The following is a 14203-nucleotide window of genomic DNA, read 5'->3' on the forward strand; positions in this document are numbered from 1 at the left end:
CTCAGCCCGCCTTGTGCTCGGTCTTGTGCTCGGCGATGGCCACGAACTCGTCCACGGTCAGCGACTCGCCGCGCGCCTGCGGCGAGATCCCGGCGGCGACCAGCGCCGCCTCGGCCGCCGCCGCGGAGCCCGCCCAGCCGGCGAGCGCCGCGCGCAGCGTCTTGCGCCGCTGGGCGAAGGCGGCGTCGACGACGGCGAAGACCTCTTCCCTGGTCGCCGTGGTGGCGATGGGTTCGGCGCGGCGGACGAGGGAGACGAGGCCGGAGTCGACGTTCGGGGCGGGCCAGAAGACGTTGCGGCCGATGGCGCCGGCCCGCTTGACGTCGGCGTACCAGGCGGCCTTGACCGACGGGACGCCGTAGACCTTGGAGCCGGGCGGGGCGGCGAGCCGGTCGGCGACCTCGGCCTGGACCATGACGAGCGTCCGCTCGATGCTGGGGAAACGCTCCAGCATGTGCAGCAGGACGGGCACGGCGACGTTGTAGGGGAGGTTGGCGACCAGCGCGGTGGGCGGCGGGCCGGGCAGCTCGGTGACGCGCATGGCGTCGCTGTGCACGAGTGCGAAGCGGTCGGCGCGGTCGGGCAGCCGGGCGGCGATGGTCGAGGGCAGGGCCGCGGCCAGGACGTCGTCGATCTCGACGGCGGTGACCCGGTCGGCGGCCTCCAGCAGGGCCAGCGTCAGCGACCCCAGGCCGGGGCCGACCTCGACGACCACGTCGTCGGGGCGCACCTCGGCGGTGCGGACGATGCGCCGGACCGTGTTGGCGTCGATCACGAAGTTCTGACCGCGCTGCTTGGTGGGGCGCACCCCGAGGGCGGCGGCCAGTTCGCGGATGTCGGCGGGGCCGAGCAGGGCGCCGGACTCGTCTGTGCTGGGGCTGGAGCTCACCCGTGAAGTTTACGGCCGCACACGGGCCACGGGCTCGCCCCCCGGCGGACGTAGAGCTTCTTGGCGCGCAGGGTCTGCTCCTCGGCGCTGGCGTCCTGTGGGCGCCCGCTGCCGCCGAGCGACTGCCAGGTGCCGACGTCGAACTGGTACAGCCCGCCGTACGTGCCCGACGGATCCACCGCGTCCGGCCGCCCGCCGGCCTCGCACTGGGCGAGCCCGTGCCAGTTCAGGCCCTCCGCGCCCTGCACGGTGCTGGGCATCTTCTTGGTGCCCACCTTGATGATCTGGGTGCGGGGCTCGCGGACGATCTCGGAGGAGAGCTTGCGGGGCTTCTGGCGGACGCCGTTCACGGTCCGGAGCGCGTAGGTGATGCGTTCGACGCCCTTCTCGCCGCGCTGGGCGACGACCTCGGTGCCCTTGGCGAGGTGGGGGTCGTCGTGGCGTTCGGTGGTGAAGTCGATCGGCACCTCGCGGACCTCGCGGCCGCCGGTGATGCGCATGATCGAGACGGTCTGGCCGTCGCGGGGGAAGCTGTCGGGGTCGACGGACGTGGTGTCCTCGCCGTTGAGGGTGATCCCGGCCTGTTCGAGGGCCTCGCGGACGGTCGCGGCGTTGGTGCGGATGGTGCGGGTGCGGCCGTCGGCCATGAAGGTCAGGGTCCGCTCGGTGCGGACGTCCAGGTCGAGGCCGTGCCGGCCGATGGGCGCGGAGCGGGAGGCGGACAGGTAGGCGCCCTCGGCCCGGACGCCGAGCTGGCGCAGGGCGCCGTCCACGGTCCGCGCGGTGGTCCACACCTGGCGGCGCTCCCCGTCGAGGGTGAGGGTGACCGGGCGGCCGTAGCGGACGATGACGCGGTCGCCGGAGGCCAGGTCGTGGTGGCGGCCGGGGGCGACGATGTCGTGCTCACCGACGGCCATGCCCTCGTCGGCCAGCAGCTCCTCGACGTCGTCCGCGAAGGTGTGCAGGGTGCGCGGGGTGCCGTCGACGCTGAGCTGGACGGACTTGTCACCGGCGACGAACGCGGAGGTGCCGCCGGCCAGGAAGGCGACCACCAGGGCCTGCGGGAGCAGCCGGCGCAGCGGGTCGCCGCCCTGCCGGGGGGCGGCCCGGGCGGCCCGCTTGCGCCGCCCGGCCCTGCGGGCGCCGGCCCGGCCGGGCGGGGGCGCCTCGCCGTGCAGGTCGTCGGGGGGCTCGCCGTCGGGCTCGTCGTCGAGGGCGCTGAACGGGCCGCTCCGGGGGGTGTCCTCCGGCCCGTCCTCCTCGGAGGGGACGGCGACGGCGGGCGCGTACCCCTCGTACGGGTGACCCTCGTACGAGGGGTGGACGACGCCGGTGAGCACGGTGGCGGCGGGCGGCGGCGCGGCCGTGCCGGGCGGGGCGGAGGTCTGCCGGGGCACGTACGCCTCGTAGCCGGCGTACGTCCCAGGGCTCCCCTGGCCGGGCCGGCTTCCCAGCCCGTGCCCGCCCAGCCCGCCGTGGGGCCCGTACGGCTCGGACTGGCCGTGGTCGCCGTGGGGCGCGTACGGCCCGTACGGCGGCGGCTCGGCCGCACCGCGGCGCGCGGCGTGGGGGCTGCCCTGCGGATGGCTCACGACACTCCACTGGGTCCGGACTGACGGGACCGGGACTGTAGCGGAGGCGGGGTGACTCTCCCAAGCCCGTCCGTCACCCTGTGTCGTCGGGATCCGGGGGTCAGTACTGGAACGCGCGTGCGGTATTCGCCGCGACCGCCGTGGCCAGGGCGTCCTCGTCCACGCCCTTCACCGCGGCCATCGCCCGGAGAGTGACCGGAATGAGGTACGGCGCGTTGGGCCGTCCGCGATACGGGACGGGGGTGAGGAACGGCGCGTCGGTCTCGACGAGGATCCGGTCCAGCGGGGCGACCGCCAGGGCGTCGCGCAGCGGCTGCGCGTTCTTGAAGGTGACGTTCCCGGCGAAGGAGAGGTAGTAGCCGGCCTCGGCGCAGACCTTGGCCATCGCCGCGTCCCCCGAGAAGCAGTGGAAGACGACCGTCTCGGGCGCCCCCTCCTCGGCGAGCACCCGCAGGACGTCGTCGTGCGCGTCCCGGTCGTGGATGACGAGGGCCTTGCCGTGCCGCTTGGCGATGGCGATGTGCCGGCGGAACGAGCGCTCCTGCGCGGCGACGCCCTCGGGGCCGGTGCGGAAGAAGTCGAGGCCGGTCTCCCCCACGCCGCGGACCTGGTCCAGGGCGGCCAGGGCGTCGATCTCGTCCAGGGCCGCGTCGAGGGCGGCGTCGCCGCCGGGCTCGCGGGCGCCCTGACGGGACCAGCCGTCGGGATCGCCGAGGACGATCCGGGGCGCTTCGTTGGGGTGCAGGGCCACGGTGGCCCAGACGGCGTCGTGGGCGGCGGCCGTCTCGGCGGCCCAGCGGGAACCGGCCAGGTCGCACCCCACCTGGATCACCGTCGTGACCCCGACGGCGGCGGCCTTGGCCAGGGCTTCGGCGACCGTGCCGCCCTGCATGTCCAGATGGGTGTGCGAGTCGGCCACGGGCACGTTCAGCGGCGCCGGCGGGGGCGGAGGGACGTCCTTGTCATCCTTCTTCCGCCCGCCGTCCGCCGTGCCGCTGTTCGATGCTTTCGCCGCCATGGTCGGGATTCTAGGGACCGCTCCCGGGCCGCGCCCGGGGCGGGTGCCCCGCTCCCGGCCGACCCGCCTACTTGCGGTGGAAGGGGTGCAGCAGGTCGGAGAGGTGCCAGTGGCGCGGTTCCCGGGGGGCGCGCCGCTGCTCGTTGCCGACCGGGATGCCGCCGCTCATGAACGGCCCGGCGGGCGAGGACGGCGACACGGTCGTCCGGGAGGCCAGGTGCAGGGCGTCCGCGATCTGGGAGACCTGCCCCGAGCGCATGATGCGGACGAGGTGCTCCCCGCAGTTGGGGCAGGTGGGGCGGGTGAGCGGCGACGGGACGCGGTTGCCGTCCGTGTGGTACGTGACGAAGGGCCGTCCCTCCGGGTCCACGTGGTGCTCTATCTCGTACGACTGTTCCCAGCTGTGCGCGCACCTCATGCAGGCGAAGGCGTAGGACTCGTGCACCGTGTCGCGGCCCGTCCGGACGGCCGGCGCACCGGGTTCCGTCGCGGTGCGGATGGCGGTGCCGGACTCCACGCCTCGTGAGGTCCCTGCGGTCTCGCTCATGGCAGCTCCTCTTGTCCTCCGGACATTTCCCGGTCCGTTCGGACGTTCATCGGGATCGGACGTCCCACAACCAGGGAACGCCCATTCCCGCGTCGACGCAGCAGCCCATTCCTCGAATTGGGGCAAACTTAACCGCTACATGCCCGAAGAGCCCGGGAGCGAGGTCTGACCTTTGCTTTTCGCTCCAGCCCTTTACTTTACGGCGGGGCGCGGCGGCCGGCATTTCGGAAGGGGCCCGGCCGGGAGCCCGGGAACGCCGCGGCCGGACCTCCGGTCCAGGCCATTCCGCGTCCGGTACCAGCGGTTCCGGGTGATTCCGGGGGCCCGGCGGGCCGTTTCCGCAGTTCCGGCGGGGTGCTTCCCGGTAAACCCGGCGGGGACCCGCTTCCGGTATCACGGAAGGAACGCTTCCGGCGGTTCCGGCAGTTCCCGCGCGGTTCCGGAACGGCTCCCGCACGGCCCCTGTGGGCGTTCCGCGAAGAACACCTCCGGGTTACCGGCGAGAACCGTTCCGTTACCGCTTCCCGGGATCGGCGCTACCGCGTGCCCGGCTGCCCTTCGCCCGCTCCCGCGGATCCGCCGTCCCCTCCCGATTTCGCCGCGGTTTTCGCCGCCACGACCGCGTCGAACACCTCGCGCTTGGGCAGCCCGGCCTCGGCGGCGACCGCGGCGATGGCCTCCTTGCGGCGCTCGCCCGCCTCCTCCCGGACCCGTACCCGGCGGACCAGTTCGGCCGCGTCGGCCTCCTCGGGCCCCTTCTCGGGGGCGCCCTCCACGACGACGGTGATCTCGCCACGGACGCCCTCGGCGGCCCATGCCGCCAGCTCCGCCAGCGGGCCGCGCCGGACCTCCTCGTAGGTCTTGGTCAGCTCGCGGCAGACCGCGGCCCGCCGCTCGCCGCCGAAGACCTCGGCCATCGCGGCGAGGGTGTCGTCCAGCCGGTGCGGCGCCTCGAAGTAGACGAGGGTGCGGCGCTCGTCCGCCACCTCGCGCAGCCGCCCGAGCCGCTCCCCGGCCTTGCGCGGCAGGAAGCCCTCGAAGCAGAACCGGTCCACCGGCAGCCCGGAGACGGCCAGCGCGGTCAGCACGGCGGACGGCCCGGGGACGGCCGTCACCTTCACCCCGCGCTCCACGGCGGCGGCCACCAGCCGGTAACCGGGGTCGGAGACGGACGGCATCCCGGCGTCCGTGACCAGCAGCACCCGCGCCCCGCCGGTCAGCGCCTCGACGAGTTCCGGCGTGCGCGACGACTCGTTGCCCTCGAAGTAGGAGACGACCCGGCCGGTGGTGTGCACCCCCAGCGCCTGGGTGAGCCGGCGCAGCCGCCGGGTGTCCTCCGCGGCGATCACCTCGGCGGCGGCCAGCTCGGCGGCCAGCCGGGGCGGCGCGTCGGCGACGTCGCCGATGGGGGTTCCTGCGAGTACGAGCGTTCCAGTCACGCCCCCATCCTCGCAGGCGCGCCCGGGGCCTCCCGGGGCGCCGGGCCGCGACCGCGCGCTCCCCGGCGCCCGCGGCGGCCGGTTCCCTACGATGGCGCGGTGACCAGTGACACCGCGACCCAGGGCCGGCCGAGCCGCGCGGCGGCCGGACAGCCGCCTTCGTGGCAGACCCGGCTGCGCCGCTTCGGATACGCGGCCCCCGAGCGCCGGACCGGCGTGCGGGAGCGGCTCGTGCCGCCGTACCGGGAGCCGGGCACCGGCGTGTGGGAGGCGCTCGGGGTGCGGCCGGGGCCCGCGCGGCTGCTGGCGCGCTCCCTGGGCTGGCTGGGACCGCTGCTGGTCACGCTGGTCGCCGGGCTGGCGCGGTTCCACAACCTGGGCAGCCCGCGGGCGGTGATATTCGACGAGACGTACTACGCCAAGGACGCCTGGGCGCTCTGGAAGTTCGGCTACGAGGCCAAGTGGCCCGAGGACAAGGACATCAACCAGCGCATCGTCGACGGGTACGACCACATCGCCGACGTGCCGTCGTACGTGGTCCACCCGCCGGCCGGCAAGTGGGTCATCGGCCTGGGCGAGCAGTTCTTCGGTCTGACGCCCTTCGGCTGGCGCTTCATGGTCGCGCTGCTCGGCACGGTCTCCGTGCTGATGCTGTGCCGCATCGGCCGCCGCCTCTTCCGCTCCACGCTGCTGGGCTGCGTCGCGGGCGCGCTGATGGCCGTGGACGGCATGCACTTCGTGATGAGCCGCACCTCGCTGCTCGACCTGGTGCTGATGTTCTTCGTGCTGGCGGCGTTCGGCTGCGTGCTGGTCGACCGGGACCGGGCGCGGGCCCGGCTGGCCGCCGCGCTGCCCGACGACCCGGCGACCGGCGACGTCCGCCCCGACGCGGGGACCGCGCGGACCCTGCGGCTCGGGTGGCGGCCGTGGCGGATCGCCGCCGGGGTGTTCCTCGGGCTGGCGGCGGCGACGAAGTGGAACGGCGCGGTCTACCTGGCCGCGTTCGGCGTGCTCGTCGTGCTGTGGGACGTCGGCTCGCGCCGCCTGGCCGGCGCCCGCCGCCCGTGGCGCACCGCGCTGCGGCGGGACGCGCCCTGGGCGTTCCTCTCCCTGGTCCCGGTCGCGATCGTGACCTATCTGGCCACCTGGACCGGCTGGTTCGCCAACAGCGGCAGCTACAGCCCGACCCAGGGCTGGCAGCACAGCGGCTACTACCGGCACTGGGCGGAGACCGAGGGCGGCTACGGGACGGACGGCTTCCTCGCCGGCGTCCTCAACCCGCTGCGCAGCCTCTGGCACTACGAGCACGAGGTGTGGCGGTTCAACACCACCCTCAACTCGCCGCACACCTACCAGTCCAACCCGTGGAGCTGGCTGGTCCAGGGCCGTCCCGTCTCCTACTACTACGACTCGCCCGCCGCGGGCACCGGCGGCTGCCCGTCCGACGCCGGCGGGAAGTGCGCGCGCGAGGTGCTGGCGCTGGGCACGCCGCTGCTGTGGTGGGCCGCCTGCTTCGCCCTCGCCTACCTGCTCTTCCGCTGGTTCTTCCGGCGGGACTGGCGGGCCGGTGCGATCCTCTGCGGGACGGCGGCGGGCCTGCTGCCGTGGTTCCAGTGGCAGGACCGGACCATCTTCGACTTCTACACCGTGGTGTTCGTGCCGTTCCTGTGCCTGGCGGTGGCCATGATGATCGGGGCGATCAGCGGGCCACGGGGGGCGTCGGAACGCCGGAGGGTGACGGGGGTGGTGGGCGCGGGCGCACTGTTCCTGCTCATCGTCTGGAACTTCGTCTACTTCTTCCCGATCTACACCGGGCAGCCCATCCCGATGGACGCCTGGCGGAACCGGATGTGGCTGGACACCTGGATCTGACGATCTCCCTTGCTGTCCAGGCGACTTGAGCACCCTCGTTGTACAAGCGTCTTGAGCGGCCTCCCGTGGTCCGTCTCACGCCGTCACCGCGGGTGCGTTGTCAGTGGCCTCCCGTAGTGTGCTGGTCCGTGACGGGACGCGGCCGTCCGGGCCGCGGCCGGGGAGGGGGTCGACCATGCGCGCGGGAGCGAAGGCCGTGGTGGCGGCCGTCGCCGCGACGGTGCTGGGGGGTGCCGGGTACGCGGCGTACGCCTGGGTGGACGACGTGGGCCGGAGCACGCGCCGGGAGGCGGCCCCGGCCCGGACGGGTCCGCCGACGGCGCCGGAAGTGGAGCGGGCGGCACGGGACTTCCTGGCCGCCTGGTCGCGCGGCGACGTGGAGGAGGCGGCGGGTCTCACGGACAACGCGCCGGCCGCCTCGGCCGCGCTGACCGGCTACCGCGACGACGCACACGTCCGGAAGGCGACCTTCCGGCAGGGCGCGGCCACGGGGACGGAGGTGCCGTTCACCGTCACCGCCGAGATCGCCTACAAGGGGCACGCCACGACGTGGACGTACCCCTCCAAGCTGGGGGTGGTACGCGGCCGGACGAGCGGGCGGGCCCTCGTCGACTGGCGGCCGGCCGTCCTGCACCCCCGGCTGACCGCCGGCGAGACGCTGACCACCGGGCCCGCCCTGGGGTCCGCGGTGGCGGTCACCGACCGCGCGGGCAAGCCGCTGGACGCCACGGCGTACCCCTCGCTCGCGGGCATCCTGCCGGAGCTGCGCAAGCGGTTCGGGGAGAAGGCGGTCGACGGCCGGCCGCGGGTCGAGGTGCGCGCGGAGAGACCGGGGGGTGGTGGCGGGCAGGGGGCGGCGGCCGGACGGGAGTCGTCTGCCGGGCAGGGGTCCGAGAAGGTCCTGCACGTCGTCGCCGAGGGCGGCAAGGCCGTGATCCGGACGACGCTGGACGCGGCGGCGCAGCGGGCGGCCGAGGCGGCCGCGGCCGCGCGGAACGAGGCGTCGGTGGTGGCCGTCCGACCGAGCACCGGGGAGATCCTGGCCGTCGCGGACTCCGGCGCGCGGCGGGCCGGCTTCAACGCGGCGCTGCTGGGCCGGACGGCCCCCGGCTCGACGATGAAGATCGTCACCGCCGCGCTGCTGCTGGAGCGCGGCAGGGCGCGGCCGGACCTGCCCCTCCCCTGCCCCCGGTACGCGACGTACGGCAAGCAGTTCCATAACGTGGAGCGGAGCGAGAACCCCGGGGCCACCTTCGCCCAGGACTTCGCCGCCTCCTGCAACACCGCCTTCGTCTCGCTCGCCGGCCGCATCGCCGACGACGACCTCGCCGCCGAGGCGCGGGACGTGTTCGGCATCGGCGGGGAGGACTGGCAGACCGGGGTCACCACGTTCGACGGCCGGATACCGCCCGATACCGGGGCGGGGAAAGCGGCGGCGATGATAGGCCAGGGCACGGTCCAGATGAACCCGCTGACCATGGCCTCGATCGCGGCCACGGTCCGCGACGGCGCCTTCCGCCAGCCGCACCTGGTGGACCCGGAGCGCTTCGGCCTGCAACAGGCGCACGCGGCACGCCCGTTGCCCCCGGCGGTGGCCCGCCAGCTGCGCGGAATGATGCGGCTGACCGCCGTCTCCGGGACGGGACGGGCGGCGATGTCCGGCCTCGGCGGCGACATAGGCGCCAAGACCGGATCCGCCGAGATCGATGGACAACCGCAGCCCAACGGCTGGTTCGCCGCCTACCGCGACGACATGGCCGCGGCGGCGGTCGTCCCCCGGGGCGGCCACGGAGGGGATACGGCGGGGCCGGTGGTGGCGGCGGTGCTGCGGACGGGCTGACCAGCGGGGCTCCGGCGGGCCTCCCGAACCGCCGGGCGTCCCCCGCGCACAGTGACGGAGGTGACAGCGGAACGGCGACCCGCCCGCTTAGCGTCGAGCGCATGCGCACCCACGACTCACCGCACCGGCCCGCCTCGTGACCCCGCTGGTCATCGCCGCCGTCCTGGCCGCGGCGGTCACCCACGCCGGGTGGAACGCCATCGCCCACGGGATCCGCGACCAGTTGACGGCCTTCACCCTCGTGGGGGCGGGCAACTGCCTCGGCGGGCTGGCGGTGATGCCGTTCGTCCCGGCGCCGGACGCGGCCTCCTGGCCGTACCTGGCCGTCTCCGGCGTGCTGCACGTGCTCTACATGGCCCTGCTGATGCGCTCCTTCTCCCTCGGGGACTTCGGCCAGGCGTACCCGATCGCCCGGGGCACCGCACCGCTGGCGGTCACCGTCCTGGCGGCCGTCCTCGCCGGCGAACTGCCGGACGGCTGGCAACTCGCCGGCGTGGCCGTGGCCTCCACCGGCCTGGTGGGCGTCGCCCTGTGGGGCATCAAGGGCTCGGGCGCTCCCCCGCAGTGGCCGGCGATCGGCGCGGCGGCGGCCACCGGCCTGGCCATCGCCGGGTACACGGTCGTCGACGGCATGGGCGTACGCGCGTCCGGCTCCTCGCTGGGCTTCACCGCCTGGCTGATGGTGCTGGAGGGGCTGCCGGTCCCGCTGTACGCCCTGGCGGTCCGCAAGCGGGCCGCGCTCGCCGCGGCACGGCCGTACGCGGTGCGCGGTCTGCTCGGGGGGTTGATGTCGATGCTCGCCTACGGGCTGGTGCTGTGGGCGCAGACGCGCGGTCGGATGGCGCCGATCGCGGCGTTGCGGGAGTCGTCGATCATCGTCGGGGCGGCGATCGGCACTCTGCTCTTCAAGGAGCGCTTCGGTGCGCCGCGGGTCGCCGCGGCGGCGTTGCTGGTGGCGGGGATCGGGCTGATGCTGCACGCGGGGTGAGGGCCGGTGGGTGAGGGTGCCCCGGTCCCGCCCTTTCACCGTTTCCTGGGGCTGCGCCCCAGACCCCCTTGTCCTCAAGCGCCGGACGGGCTGATTTCAGCCCGTCCGGCGCTTGAGGACAACCGCGCGGAGCGCGGTTTCAGGGGGTGCGGGGGGCTCGCCCCTGCAAGAAACGGTGAAAGGGCGGGGCCGGGGCACCCTTACCCCCTCCGAAGCGCTGCCCGCAGGCCGATGTTGGACACAAGGATCCCGCCGTCGACGGGAAGGGTCACACCAGTGATCCACGAAGCGTCGCGCGAAGCCAGAAAGGCCACCGCAGCGGCGACATCCTCAGGCCGCCCGACCCGCCCCAGCGGGTAATGACCGGCGGCCCGCCGCAAAGCGTCCTCCCGCCCGTCCCAGTTGGGCGTGTGCACGGTCCCGGGAGCGATGAGGTTGACGCGGACGCCGCGTGGCGCGGCCTCGCCGGCGAGGGTGCGGGTGAGGCTCGCGAGGCCCGCCTTGGCCGCGCTGTAGGCGTGGTTGCCGAAGTCCTGTTCGCCGTTGACGGAGCCGATGTTGACGATCGCGCCGCGCCCGCCGGCGGCGGCCAGGTGCGGCAGGGCCGCGCGGGCGCAGCGGAAGGCGCCGCCGAGGGTGACGTCGAGGTCGCGGTGCCAGGGCTCGTCCGCGTGGTCCTCGAAGCGCTCGGGGTCGGGGGTGCAGGAGAGGGCGTTGTTGACGAGGACGTCGAGCCCGCCGAAGCGGTCGGCCGCGTGGGCCACGGCCGCTTCCACGGCCTCCCGGTCCGTGACGTCGCAGACGTGCGCCTCGGCGGTGAGGCCGGCCTCCCGGATGGCATGGGCGGTCCCCTCGGCCCGTCCGCCGTCCGCGTCCGTGACGAGGACGCGGGCGCCCTCGCCGGCCAGCCGCAGTGCGGTGGCGGCGCCGATGCCGCGCCCGGCGCCCGTGATCAGAACGGACCAGCCGTCGAACCGTCGCGTCATAGGAGCCCCTCTCGCACCACCGGTCACACCGTCGGGGGCTGTTCCCTACCCCGCCAGCGCGCGGGCAACCGCCCGGACCAGGGCCTGCGCACGCGGGTCGGCCGTCACGTTCTTCTGCATGCCGTTGGTGACGTACCCGAAGGAGATGCCGGACTCGGGGTCGGCGAAGGCCAGGGAACCGCCGCGGCCGGGGTGGCCGAAGGAGCCCGCGGCGAGCAGCGGCGAGGCGGGCCCGTGCAGCATGTAGCCCAGTCCGAAACGGGTGTTGGCTATGAGGATCCGGTCGGGCCCGGCGGACTCCTCGCTGCGGGCCAGGGTGAGCGTGGCCGGCGCGAACAGCCGCCGTCCCCCTCCCTCGACGCCCCCGACGCCCTCGACGTCGCCGATGAGCGCCGCGTAGAACCGCGACAGCGCCTCCGCCGTCGCGACCCCGGCCGAGGCGGGGAGCACGGCGGCCCGGTAGGCGGGGTCGTTCTCGTCGGGCAGCGGGTCGATGGCCGCGAACGCGCGCCGGGTGAGCGACGTGGGATCGCGGTAGGCGTCGGAGACGGCCTGCTTGGGGCGGACGCGCAGCCCGGGCGTGCCGGTGCCGGCGGGCGGCTCGACGTCGCCGATCCGCCCGGCGCGGTGCTGTTCGGCCTCCGGCAGGCCCAGCCACAGGTCGAGCCCGAGGGGCGCGGCGATCTCGTCGGCGATCCACGCGCCGATGTCGCGCCCGGTGACGCGCCGGACGAGTTCGCCGACGGTCCAGCTGTAGGTCTGGGCGTGGTAGCCGTGGTCGGTGCCCGGCTCCCAGGCGGGCGCCTGCGCGGCGACCGCGCGCGGGCCGCTGACGCCGTCGCAGGCCTGCTCGGGGGTGAGCGGGGTGTCGAGGACGGGCACGCCCGCGCGGTGCGCGAGGAGGTGCCGGACGAGGACGCGCTCCTTGCCGGCGGTCTTGAACTCGGGCCAGTAGGTGCCGACGGGCGCGTCGAGGTCCACCTGCCCGCGCTGGTGCAGCAGCAGCGGCACGGCCGCCGCGACGCCCTTGGTGGCGGAGCGCACGATCTGCGCGGTGTCCGGCGTCCACGGCGTGCCGCCGTCCACGTCCCGGGTGCCGCCCCACAGGTCGACGACCTTCCGGCCGCCCTGGTGGACGACCACGGCGGCGCCGCGCTCGCCGCGGCGCGCGAAGTTGTCGGCGAAGGCGTCCCGGACCGGTTCGAAACCATCCGCCACCGTGCCCTGGACGTCCGTCACTGCTGTCCTGCTCCCACTGATCCCGCCGGTCGCACCGGTCCGTTCGCCGTACATGTCCTTCCATGGTGCATCGCGACCGGCGTCCCCCGGTGACCGGGTCGCCCGCCGCCGCGTAGGCGGCCGGGCGTCCCCCCGCCCCGGCGGCCTTCTGACGCCTTGCCGGGCCGGGAGCCGCCATCCGCGAAAGTGACGGGGATCACTGCCGATGGGCCGGATGGGATCGCGGCCGACGGGGGCGAGGGTCACGGCCCGGGCCGCGCCGCGACCGCCCGCGGGTCGAAGCCGAAGGGGAGTTCCAGCCGGTGCGCCCGCAGCAGTTCCGCGTCGCCGAGCAGGGTCCGCGTCGGCCCGTCGGCGGCGATCGTCCCGCCGCTGAGGACGACGGACCGCTCGCAGAGCTCCAGGGCGTAGGGGAGGTCGTGGGTGACCATCAGCACGGTGACGTCCAGGCTCCGCAGGACGCCGGCGAGTTCGCGGCGGGAAGCGGGGTCGAGATTGGAGGAGGGCTCGTCGAGGACGAGGATCTCGGGCTCCATGGCCAGGACGGTGGCGACCGCGACCCGCCGCCGCTGCCCGAAGGACAGGTGGTGCGGCGGCCGGTCGGCGAAGGCGGCCATGCCGACCCGGTCCAGGGCCCGGCGCACACAGGCGTCGAGCGCCGCGCCGCGGATCCCGGCGGTGGCCGGGCCGAACGCGACGTCCTCCCGGACGGTGGGCATGAACAACTGGTCGTCCGGGTCCTGGAAGACGACGCCGACCCGCCGCCGGATCTCGGCGAGGTGCGGCGCGGCCACCGGCAGCCCGGCCACCCGTACCGTCCCGGAGCCGCCGCCGAGGATGCCGTTGAGGTGCAGGACGAGGGTGGTCTTGCCGGCCCCGTTGGGTCCGAGCAGGGCCACGCGCTCGCCCTGACGTATCGTCAGATCCACCCCTGTGAGCGCCTGATGGCCGTCCGGGTAGGAGAAGGCCAGCCCCTCGACCTCCAGCGAGAACGGAACCGTCACAGCGGCACCCCTTCCGTCGTCAGGCGGACCGCCAGCGCGGCCAGCGGCAGGAGGGCGGCGCACGCCCACTGCGCGCGGCTCGCGCCGGCCGCGCCCGTCACACCCCCGGTGTCGGGCAGGGTGCCGGTGTAACCGCGGCTGACCATGGCGAGGTGGACGCGTTCACCGCGTTCGTAGGCGCGGATGAACAGCGCCCCGGCGGATACGGCGAGCACCCGCCAGTGGCGCACGCCCCGGGCGGTGTGCCCCCGGGACTCGCGGGCGACGCGCATGCGCCGCATCTCGTCGGCGACCACGTCCCCGTACCGGATCATGAACGCGGCGATCTGCACCAGCAGGGCGGGCACCCGCAGCCGGCGCAGGCCGAGCAGCAGGTCCCGCAGGCCGGTGGTCGAGGCGAGCAGGACGGACGCGGCGACGCCCAGGGTGCCCTTGGCCAGCAGCGTCCCGGCGTCCCGGAGGCCGGGCTCGCTCAGCGGCAGCCCCAGCACGTCCACCCGCGGCCCCCGGGCCACGAACGGCAGCAGCAGCGCGAACGCCACGAACGGCAGCTCGATCGCCAGCCGGCGCAGGACGGTCCCTGCGGGCAGCCGGGCGGCCGCCGTGACGGCGGCGAGCAGCGCCGCGTGACACGCGAACGCCCACGCCGGCGCGGCCGGAGTGGCGGCCACGACGAGCATGAAGCCGCACGCCGACAGGATCTTGCACTGCGCGGGCAGCCTGTGCACGGGCGAGTCGCCCGGCCGGTACAGCGACCCGTGGACGGCCGCCGCGTGCCCGGCCCCCATG

12 protein-coding genes are annotated in these 14203 nt (G+C 74.9%); 3 read left to right on the forward strand and 9 right to left on the reverse strand.

Annotation, left to right across the window (positions count from 1 at the left end; translation table 11 throughout):
- Window position 1 precedes the first annotated feature (1 nt).
- The 5 genes from rsmA to rsmI all read right to left on the reverse strand — a co-directional run bounded on the left by rsmA (window position 2) and on the right by rsmI (window position 5485).
- A complete protein-coding gene (rsmA, locus tag J7W19_RS12890; RefSeq protein WP_004953317.1) occupies window positions 2-889 on the reverse strand; it encodes a 16S rRNA (adenine(1518)-N(6)/adenine(1519)-N(6))-dimethyltransferase RsmA in 888 nt (295 codons plus the stop codon).
- The gene (locus tag J7W19_RS12895) at window positions 886-2481 is read right to left on the reverse strand and encodes a resuscitation-promoting factor (protein WP_004953319.1); all 1596 of its coding nucleotides are present in this window, start codon (window positions 2479-2481) and stop codon (window positions 886-888) included. The genes rsmA and J7W19_RS12895 overlap by 4 nt, the downstream gene beginning before the upstream one ends.
- 100 nt (window positions 2482-2581) lie before the next feature.
- Window positions 2582-3499 (reverse strand): TatD family hydrolase, encoded by a 918-nt coding sequence (locus J7W19_RS12900; protein ID WP_004953320.1) that lies wholly within the window; start codon window positions 3497-3499, stop codon window positions 2582-2584.
- A 67-nt stretch (window positions 3500-3566) separates the two neighbouring features.
- The gene (locus J7W19_RS12905) at window positions 3567-4046 is read right to left on the reverse strand and encodes a hypothetical protein (protein ID WP_086025291.1); all 480 of its coding nucleotides are present in this window, start codon (window positions 4044-4046) and stop codon (window positions 3567-3569) included.
- Between the two features lie 536 nt (window positions 4047-4582).
- Window positions 4583-5485 (reverse strand): 16S rRNA (cytidine(1402)-2'-O)-methyltransferase, encoded by a 903-nt coding sequence (gene rsmI, locus J7W19_RS12910; RefSeq protein WP_004953326.1) that lies wholly within the window; start codon window positions 5483-5485, stop codon window positions 4583-4585.
- A gap of 99 nt (window positions 5486-5584) precedes the next feature.
- Here rsmI and J7W19_RS12915 point away from each other — a divergent pair, with 99 nt between their 5' ends.
- From J7W19_RS12915 to J7W19_RS12925, 3 genes are all read left to right on the forward strand, one after another.
- Window positions 5585-7357 carry a dolichyl-phosphate-mannose--protein mannosyltransferase gene (locus J7W19_RS12915; RefSeq protein WP_004953329.1) on the forward strand — a complete coding sequence of 591 codons (1773 nt, stop codon included), beginning with the start codon at window positions 5585-5587 and terminating at the stop codon, window positions 7355-7357.
- A gap of 175 nt (window positions 7358-7532) precedes the next feature.
- The gene (locus J7W19_RS12920) at window positions 7533-9197 is read left to right on the forward strand and encodes a penicillin-binding transpeptidase domain-containing protein (RefSeq protein ID WP_004953331.1); all 1665 of its coding nucleotides are present in this window, start codon (window positions 7533-7535) and stop codon (window positions 9195-9197) included.
- A gap of 136 nt (window positions 9198-9333) precedes the next feature.
- Window positions 9334-10185 (forward strand): EamA family transporter, encoded by an 852-nt coding sequence (locus tag J7W19_RS12925; protein WP_004953333.1) that lies wholly within the window; start codon window positions 9334-9336, stop codon window positions 10183-10185.
- A 200-nt stretch (window positions 10186-10385) separates the two neighbouring features.
- Here J7W19_RS12925 and J7W19_RS12930 read toward each other — a convergent pair whose 3' ends face one another.
- From J7W19_RS12930 to cbiQ, 4 genes are all read right to left on the reverse strand, one after another.
- Entirely contained in the window at window positions 10386-11171 is a 786-nt protein-coding gene (locus tag J7W19_RS12930; RefSeq protein ID WP_004955951.1) for an SDR family NAD(P)-dependent oxidoreductase, read from the reverse strand.
- 45 nt (window positions 11172-11216) lie between these two features.
- Window positions 11217-12464: a serine hydrolase domain-containing protein gene (locus J7W19_RS12935; RefSeq protein WP_051072789.1), complete on the reverse strand. Its 1248-nt coding sequence runs from the start codon at window positions 12462-12464 to the stop codon at window positions 11217-11219.
- 188 nt (window positions 12465-12652) lie between these two features.
- Window positions 12653-13414 (reverse strand): energy-coupling factor ABC transporter ATP-binding protein, encoded by a 762-nt coding sequence (locus J7W19_RS12940; RefSeq protein ID WP_004955947.1) that lies wholly within the window; start codon window positions 13412-13414, stop codon window positions 12653-12655.
- On the reverse strand, window positions 13411-14202 hold the full coding sequence (gene cbiQ / locus J7W19_RS12945; RefSeq protein ID WP_004955945.1) for a cobalt ECF transporter T component CbiQ: 792 nt from the start codon (window positions 14200-14202) through the stop codon (window positions 13411-13413). The genes J7W19_RS12940 and cbiQ overlap by 4 nt, the downstream gene beginning before the upstream one ends.
- Window position 14203: the final 1 nt, after the last annotated feature.

Source organism: Streptomyces mobaraensis NBRC 13819 = DSM 40847 (assembly GCF_017916255.1).
GTDB classification, from domain to species: Bacteria; Actinomycetota; Actinomycetes; order Streptomycetales; family Streptomycetaceae; genus Streptomyces; species Streptomyces mobaraensis.

Excerpts from the sequence above, each read along its gene's own strand:
- J7W19_RS12900 (WP_004953320.1), bottom strand. The coding sequence starts at position 3,499 with ATGGCGGCGAAAGCATCGAACAGCGGCACGGCGGACGGCGGGCGGAAG.
- J7W19_RS12905 (WP_086025291.1), bottom strand. The coding sequence starts at position 4,046 with ATGAGCGAGACCGCAGGGACCTCACGAGGCGTGGAGTCCGGCACCGCC.
- J7W19_RS12920 (WP_004953331.1), top strand. The coding sequence starts at position 7,533 with ATGCGCGCGGGAGCGAAGGCCGTGGTGGCGGCCGTCGCCGCGACGGTG.
- J7W19_RS12930 (WP_004955951.1), bottom strand. The coding sequence starts at position 11,171 with ATGACGCGACGGTTCGACGGCTGGTCCGTTCTGATCACGGGCGCCGGG.
- J7W19_RS12935 (WP_051072789.1), bottom strand. The coding sequence starts at position 12,464 with ATGTACGGCGAACGGACCGGTGCGACCGGCGGGATCAGTGGGAGCAGG.
- cbiQ (WP_004955945.1), bottom strand. The coding sequence starts at position 14,202 with ATGGGGGCCGGGCACGCGGCGGCCGTCCACGGGTCGCTGTACCGGCCG.